7 protein-coding genes and 1 pseudogene are annotated in these 7033 nt (G+C 69.2%); all 8 read right to left on the reverse strand.

The genetic code is table 11. From position 1 onward, the window contains the following. Nucleotides 1-611, reverse strand: a 611-nt coding sequence (locus ABNT58_RS26785) for a glutamate--tRNA ligase family protein (protein WP_348756424.1), incomplete at its 3' end; no start/stop codon positions are given. Between the two features lie 12 nt (nt 612-623). Then, on the reverse strand, nt 624-2147 hold the full coding sequence (purF, locus tag ABNT58_RS26790; RefSeq protein ID WP_348756425.1) for an amidophosphoribosyltransferase: 1524 nt from the start codon (nt 2145-2147) through the stop codon (nt 624-626). An 11-nt stretch (nt 2148-2158) separates the two neighbouring features. Then, on the reverse strand, nt 2159-2665 hold the full coding sequence (locus ABNT58_RS26795; protein WP_348756426.1) for a CvpA family protein: 507 nt from the start codon (nt 2663-2665) through the stop codon (nt 2159-2161). 19 nt (nt 2666-2684) lie between these two features. Then, nucleotides 2685-3536: an SPOR domain-containing protein gene (locus ABNT58_RS26800; RefSeq protein WP_348756427.1), complete on the reverse strand. Its 852-nt coding sequence runs from the start codon at nt 3534-3536 to the stop codon at nt 2685-2687. Between the two features lie 89 nt (nt 3537-3625). Next, nucleotides 3626-4924, reverse strand: coding sequence for a bifunctional tetrahydrofolate synthase/dihydrofolate synthase (gene folC, locus ABNT58_RS26805; RefSeq protein ID WP_348756430.1), 1299 nt, complete (start codon nt 4922-4924; stop codon nt 3626-3628). Nucleotides 4925-4995: 71 nt separating this feature from the next. After that, nucleotides 4996-5868 (reverse strand): acetyl-CoA carboxylase, carboxyltransferase subunit beta, encoded by an 873-nt coding sequence (gene accD, locus ABNT58_RS26810; RefSeq protein ID WP_348756428.1) that lies wholly within the window; start codon nt 5866-5868, stop codon nt 4996-4998. Next, complete coding sequence (gene trpA, locus ABNT58_RS26815; protein ID WP_348756429.1) at nt 5865-6674, reverse strand: tryptophan synthase subunit alpha; 810 nt, start codon at nt 6672-6674, stop codon at nt 5865-5867. The genes accD and trpA overlap by 4 nt, the downstream gene beginning before the upstream one ends. Beyond that, nucleotides 6671-7033 (reverse strand): annotated as a pseudogene (locus tag ABNT58_RS26820) (tryptophan synthase subunit beta); the annotation flags it as partial. The pseudogene ABNT58_RS26820 and the gene trpA, both read right to left, overlap by 4 nt.

Raw genomic sequence — 7033 nt, forward strand, 5'->3', positions numbered from 1 at the left:
AACACATGGGTGATGTTCATGTCCCAGTCGTCCACCACCACCGCGAAGTTGTAGGTGGGCACACCGTCGGGCCGCACGATGATCAGGTCGTCGATCTCACGGTTGGCGATGCTGATGGGGCCCTTGACCACGTCATCCCAGGTCACCACGCCGTCCACCGGGTTGGCGAAGCGGATGGCCGGTGCCACGCCCACGGGCGGCGGCGGCAGCACCTTGCCCGGCTCGGGCCGCCAGCGGCGGTCGTAGTGGGTCTTTTCGCCGCGGGCGCGCTGGGCTTCGCGCATCTCGTCCAGCTCGGCCGGCGTGGCGTAGCAGCGGTAGGCGGTGCCGGCGGCCAGCATCTGGTCGATGACCTCGCGGTAACGGTCCAGCCGGCGCATCTGGTAGATCGGTCCTTCGTCGTAGTCCAGGCCCAGCCAGCGCATGGCCTGCAGGATCTGGTCGACCGAATCCTGCGTGGAGCGGGCGACGTCGGTGTCCTCGATGCGCAGCACGAACTCACCACCGTAGTGGCGGGCATAGGCCCACGAGAACAGCGCGGTGCGCGCGGTGCCCAGGTGCAAAAAGCCGGTGGGCGACGGCGCGATGCGGGTGCGGACGGGTTTTTTCATGCGTATGCGCCTTCAGGCTTGCTCGGTGGCGCTTTGCAGGGCCAGGCGGCTGCGGTTGGCTTCTTCTTCTTCGGTGCCCTGGGAGCGGCGCTGCTGCTCCATCGCGGTGAAGTCGGCGGCCGTCACTTCGCCGGTGATGTACAGCCCGTCGAAGCACGAAGCCTCGAAGGTGTTGATGCCTTCGTTGAGCGTGCGCACCACGCGCTTCATCGCGTCCACGTCCTGGTAGATCAGCGCATCGGCGCCGATGTACTCGCGCACCTCTTCAATGGTGCGGTCGTGGGCGATCAGCTCTTCACGCGTGGGCATGTCGATGCCGTACACGTTCGGAAAGCGCACCGGCGGCGCGGCCGAGGCCAGGTACACCTTGCGGGCGCCGGCTTCGCGGGCCATCTGCACGATTTCCTTGCTGGTGTTGCCGCGCACGATTGAATCGTCCACCAGCAGCACGTTACGGCCCTTGAACTCCACGCCGATGGCGTTGAGCTTCTGGCGCACGCTCTTCTTGCGCACGCCCTGCCCCGGCATGATGAAGGTGCGGCCGACGTAGCGGTTCTTGACGAAGCCTTCGCGGTAGGGCTTGCCCAGCTTCTGCGCCAGCTGCATGGCCGAAGGCCGGCTCGACTCGGGGATGGGGATCACCACGTCGATCTCGTTCGGCGGCATGGTGGAGATGACGCGCTGGGCCAGCGTCTCGCCCATGTTCAGCCGCGCCTGGTAGACCGAGATGCCGTCGATCACGGAATCGGGCCGCGCCAGGTAGACGAACTCGAACATGCAGGGGTTGAGCGTGGGCGACTCGGCGCACTGCTGGCTGTGCACGGTGCCTTCGAGGTCGATGAAGATCGCCTCGCCCGGCGCCACGTCGCGGGTGACGGCATGGCCGGTGCCTTCGATGGCCACGGTTTCACTGCCCACCATCACGGTGCGGCCCTCGGGGGTGACGGCCTCGCCGAACACCAGCGGGCGGATGCCGAACGGATCGCGGAAGGCCAGCAGGCCGTAGCCGGCGATCAGCGCCACTACCGCATACGAGCCCTTGATGCGCTTGTGCACCGCGGCCACCGCCTCGAAGATGACCTCGGGGTTCAGCGTCTTGTCGCGTGCGGCGCGGGCCAGCTCGTGCGCCAGCACGTTGATCAGCACCTCGGTGTCGCTCTCGGTGTTGATGTGGCGGCGGTCGACGTCCACCAACTCCTGCTTGAGCGCCAGCGCATTGGTGAGGTTGCCGTTGTGCACCAGCACGATGCCGAAGGGCGCGTTGACGTAGAAGGGCTGCGCCTCTTCTTCGCTGTAGGCGTTGCCGGCGGTGGGGTAGCGCACCTGGCCCAGGCCCACGTCGCCCGGCAGGCCACGCATGTTGCGGGTGCGGAAGACGTCGCGCACCATGCCGCGCGCCTTGTGCATGAAGCACTTGGTGCCCTGCATCGTGACGATGCCGGCGGCGTCCTGGCCGCGGTGCTGCAGCAGCAGCAGCGCGTCATAGATCAATTGGTTGACGGGCGCATGCGAGATGACGCCGACGATGCCACACATGGTTGTTTCCTTCAGCCCGGAAGGTGCCGGGCCACGTTCACCGGCAACACCGGCTTCAGTTCCTGCAGCATGGCACCAAGCCATGCCGCACCTCGAGATTCCTGCCACTGCGCCGAGGCGGCCGCAGGCGTGAATGCAATCACCGTGGCCAGTGCCAGCAGCAACACGCCGCCGCGCAACAGCCCGAAACCCGCGCCCAGCACGCGGTCCACGACACTCAGCGGCGTGGCCTTGACCAGCAGGCTGACCAGCCGGGCCAGCAAGCTCCACAGCATCAAGGCCAGCACGAAGGTCAGTGCAAACGCCGCACCGACATTGACCATGCTCTGCGGCTCACCCACCGGCAGATGGGCCGCCACGGTGGGCGTGAAGGCCTGCGCCGCGATGTAGGCCACCACCCAACCTATGAGGGACAAGACTTCGAAAATCAAGCCCCGCCACAGCCCGACGATGACGGAGACGGCCAGCACCGCCAGCAGGGCCAGGTCGACCCAGCCGAGCGAGGAGGCGACTTCCACCGGCGTCATGGCCCGCCCGTCAGAGGGTGAGCACGGCCGGCGCCAGGCCGGCGGAACGCATCTTGGAAGAGGCCTTGTCGGCTTCGTCGCGGGTGCTGAACGGACCCACGCGCACCCGGGTGCGCTTGCCGCCGCTGGTCTCCACCACCTGGGTGTAGGTCTTCAGGCCCAGCTTCTCGACCTTGGCGCGGGCATCGCGCACCGCATCGGCATCGGCGAAGGCGCCCACCTGCACCACGAAGCGGCCGGCGGCCGGCTCGGAGGCCTTGGCGTCGGACTTGCCTTCGAGCAGCGCGCGCGCACGCTGGGTGTCGTCCTTGGGCTTGGCGGCGGCGGCAGCGGCGGCCTTGGCGGCCTGCTCGGCGGCGGCGCGGTCACGCTCGCGCTTGTCGGCAGCCTTTTCGGCGGCTTCGCGGCGCTCGGCTTCCTTCTTGTCGGCTTCGCGCTTGTCCGCCTCGCGCTTTTCAGCGGCGTGGCGCTTGTCGGCCTCGGCGTCGTGCTTGTCGGCGGATGAGGACGCTGCCTTGGGCGCAGCCGCGGCGGGCGCTGGCACCTCGCGACCGGCATCGCCGGCCTTCTCGGTCAGCACCTCTTCGGCGGGCGGCTGGCTGCGCTGGGCGCTGCGGGTGGGCGGCACTTCCAGCGGCGCGGCGCTTTCCTTGCGCGGGATCTCGATCGGGATGTCCACCGGGATGGGCCGCGGCTGGGTTTCGAACAGCATCGGGAAGCCGATGACGCCCACGCCCAGCAGCAGCACGGCGCCGATGAGCCGCCGGCGGGCGACGGTGCGGGCCCGCTGGACAGCCTCGGCCGGGTCGGCGGGCTCGCGGGCTGCGGAAGGTTGGCGCTTGAAGAAGGACAGCAGGCCCATGCGTGGGAAGGGGTCGGGGCGATCGGAAGGGCTGGCCGGGCGGCACCGGCCTGGGCAAGACTGCCGGCCGTGGAGTCAACCCCTGGGGGTCAACCCGTGTGCTTGGCGCTCAGCCGCGGCAAACCGTCCTTCAGCACGCCGCCTACGGTGTAGAAAGAACCGAAGACCACGATTCTATCAGCCGGGTCTGCGGCGGCCACCGCGGCGGCCAGTGCAGCCGCCGGGTCGGGGTGGGTGTGCACCGTCACCGGCTGCTGGCGCGGCATGGCCTGCACCGCGGCGGCCAGCTCGTCGGCGGTGGCGGCGCGGGCGGTGTCCAGGTTGCACAGGTGCCAGTGGTCCACCAGCGGCGAGAGCTTGGCCAGCAGCGCGGGCAGGTCCTTGTCGCGCATGGCGCCGAACACCGCATGCGTGCGCGGGAAAAAGCCCATCTGGTCGAGGTTGAGCGCCAGCGCCGCCACCGACTGCGCGTTGTGCGCCACGTCCAGCACCAGCGTGGGCTGGCCGGGCACGATCTGGAAACGGCCCGGCAGGTCGACCAGCGCCAGGCCCTGGCGCACCGCCTGCGCGGTGATGGGCAGCTGCTGGTACAGCGCCTCGAACACCGCCAGCGCACCGGCGGCATTGAGCAGCTGGTTGGCGCCACGCAGCGCCGGATAGGCCAGCGCACTGAAGCGCCGCTGGCGGCCGGCCCACTGCCACTGCTGGCGGTCGCCGCTGTGGCGGAAATCGCGGCCCGCCAGCCAGAGGTCGGCGCCGATGGCCTGCGCATGGTAGATCACCGTCTGCGGCGGCATCGGGTCGCTGACGATCGCCGGCTTGCCCGGCCGCATGATGTGCGCCTTCTCGCGGCCGATGTCTTCACGCGTCGGGCCCAGCCACTCGGTATGGTCGAGGTCGATGCTGGTGATCACCGCGCAATCGGTGTCGATGATGTTGACCGCGTCCAGCCGGCCGCCCAGGCCCACTTCCAGGATCACCAGGTCCAGCGGCGCATGCATGAAGGTGCGCAGGATGGCCAGCATCGTGAACTCGAAGTAGCTCAGCGTGGTGTCGCCGCGGGCGGCTTCCACCGCCTCGAAGTGCGGCAGCAGCGTGGCTTCGTCGGCCATGCGGCCGTTGATGCGGCAGCGCTCCTCGAAGTGCACCAGGTGCGGCTTGATGTACAGGCCCACGCGGTAGCCGGCGCACTGGGCGATGGCTTCCAGCATGGCGCAGGTGGAGCCCTTGCCGTTGGTGCCGGCCACGGTGATCACCGGCACGCTGAAACGGATGCCCAGGCGCTGGGCGACCGCGCGCACGCGGTCCAGCGTCATGTCGATGTTCTTGGGGTGCAGGCGCTCGCAGTGGGCCAGCCAGTCGGCGAGCGAGCGGGGGGGCGTCGTCAGCATGGGCGCGCATGGTAGCGCGGCGACCGACGACGCCGGGCCGAAGGGTCAGGCGACCCTGCGACGGCGTGTCAGGCGACCGCGTCGGCGCTTTGGCGCTGCAGCATGCTCAGCGCGCTGGCGATGGTGGCGCGCAGCTGGCGGCGGTCCACGATCATGTCGATCGCGCCCTTTTGCACCAGGAATTCCGAGCGCTGGAAGCCTTCTGGCAGCTTCTCGCGCACGGTGTTCTCGATCACGCGCGGGCCGGCAAAGCCGATCAGCGCCTTGGGCTCGGCCATCACCACGTCGCCCACGAAGGCGAAGCTGGCCGACACACCGCCCATGGTGGGGTCGGTGAGCACGCTGATGTAAGGCAGCCGGGCCTTGGCCAGGCGGGTGAGCGCAGCATTGGTCTTGGCCATCTGCATCAGGCTCAGCAGCCCTTCCTGCATGCGGGCGCCGCCGGTGGCGGTGAAGCAGACGAAGGGCACGCGCTGCTCGACCGCGGCTTCCACGCCGCGCACGAAGCGTTCACCCACCACCGAGCCCATCGAGCCGCCCATGAAGTCGAACTCGAAGCAGGCGGCCACCAGCGGCACGGTGTGCACCGCGCCGCCCACCACCACCAGCGCATCGGTCTCGCCGGTGGTTTCCAGCGCGTCCTTCAGCCGCTCGGGGTACTTCTTGCTGTCCTTGAACTTGAGCGCGTCGACCGGCAGCACCTCGTGGCCGATCTCGTAGCGACCCTCGGGGTCGAGGAAGGCATCGAGCCGCTGGCGGGCGCCGATGCGGTGGTGATGGCTGCACTTGGGGCAGACGTTGACGTTCTGCTCCAGGTCGGTCTTGTACAGCACCGTTTCGCACGAGGGGCACTTGATCCACAGGCCCTCGGGCACCGTGCGGCGCTCGTTCGGGTCGGTGGGCTGGATCTTGGGCGGCAGCAGCTTTTCAAGCCAACTCATGAAGACACTCCTTCGTCTAGCGCGGCGCGGATCTCGGCGATGAACGCCGCCGCCGCCGGGGCGACCTGGTCGCGGGACTGGGTTTCGAGGATCTGGACGAGGCGCGAGCCGATGACCACCGCATCGGACACCCGGGCCACGGCCTGGGCGGTGGCGGCGTCGCGGATGCCGAAGCCCACACCCACCGGCACTTTCACGTGGGCCTTGATGCGCGGCACCATGGCCGCCACCGCGGCGGTGTCCAGGTGGCCGGCGCCGGTCACGCCCTTGAGCGACACGTAGTACACATAGCCGCTGGCGATGCGGCCCACGCTCTTCATGCGCGCCTCGGTGGAGGTGGGCGCCAGCAGGAAGATGGGGTCCATCTGCACCTTGCGCAGCAGCGCGGCAAAGGCCTCGCACTCCTCGGGCGGGTAGTCGACGATCAGCACGCCGTCGACGCCGGCGGCCGCCGCGTCGGTGACGAAGCGCTCGACGCCGTAGCGCTCGACCGGGTTGGCATAGCCCATCAGCACCACCGGCGTGGTGGTGTTGCGCTCGCGGAAGGCGCGCACCGCGGCCAGCACCTGCGGCAGGCCGATGCCCTTGGCCAGCGCACGCTCGGAAGCCTGCTGGATCACCGGGCCGTCGGCCATCGGGTCGGAGAACGGCACGCCCAGCTCGATCACGTCGGCACCGGCATCGGCCAGCGCGGCCATCAGCTCGGGCGTGACGTCGGCGTACGGGTCGCCGGTGGTGACGTAGGGGATCAGTGCCTTGCGGCCCTGTGCCTGGAGCGCGGCGAAGGTGTCGGTGATGCGGCTCATGACAGCGAGCCCTTCATCAGCGAAACGCCGGAGATCTCGGCCACGGTGTTGATGTCCTTGTCGCCCCGGCCGCTGAGGTTGACCAGCAGGCTCTGGTCGGGCCGCATCGTGGGCGCCATCTTGATGGCCTGCGCCACCGCATGGCTGCTCTCCAGCGCGGGGATGATGCCTTCGATGCGGCACAGCCGGTGGAAGGCGGCCATCGCCTCGTCGTCGGTGATGCCGACGTACTCGGCCCGATTGATGTCCTTCAGGTACGCATGCTCGGGGCCGACGCCGGGGTAGTCCAGGCCGGCCGAGACCGAATGCGTCTCGATGATCTGGCCGTTGGCGTCCTGCAGCAGGTAGGTGCGGTTGCC

Origin of the sequence: uncultured Aquincola sp., from assembly GCF_964001545.1 — a bacterium.
Classification (GTDB): Bacteria; Pseudomonadota; Gammaproteobacteria; order Burkholderiales; family Burkholderiaceae_C; genus Aquincola.

What these genes read in the sequence shown, in the direction of transcription:
- accD (WP_348756428.1), bottom strand. Translation starts at nt 5,868, where the DNA reads ATGAGTTGGCTTGAAAAGCTGCTGCCGCCCAAGATCCAGCCCACCGAC.
- trpA (WP_348756429.1), bottom strand. Translation starts at nt 6,674, where the DNA reads ATGAGCCGCATCACCGACACCTTCGCCGCGCTCCAGGCACAGGGCCGC.
- ABNT58_RS26800 (WP_348756427.1), bottom strand. Translation starts at nt 3,536, where the DNA reads ATGGGCCTGCTGTCCTTCTTCAAGCGCCAACCTTCCGCAGCCCGCGAG.
- purF (WP_348756425.1), bottom strand. Translation starts at nt 2,147, where the DNA reads ATGTGTGGCATCGTCGGCGTCATCTCGCATGCGCCCGTCAACCAATTG.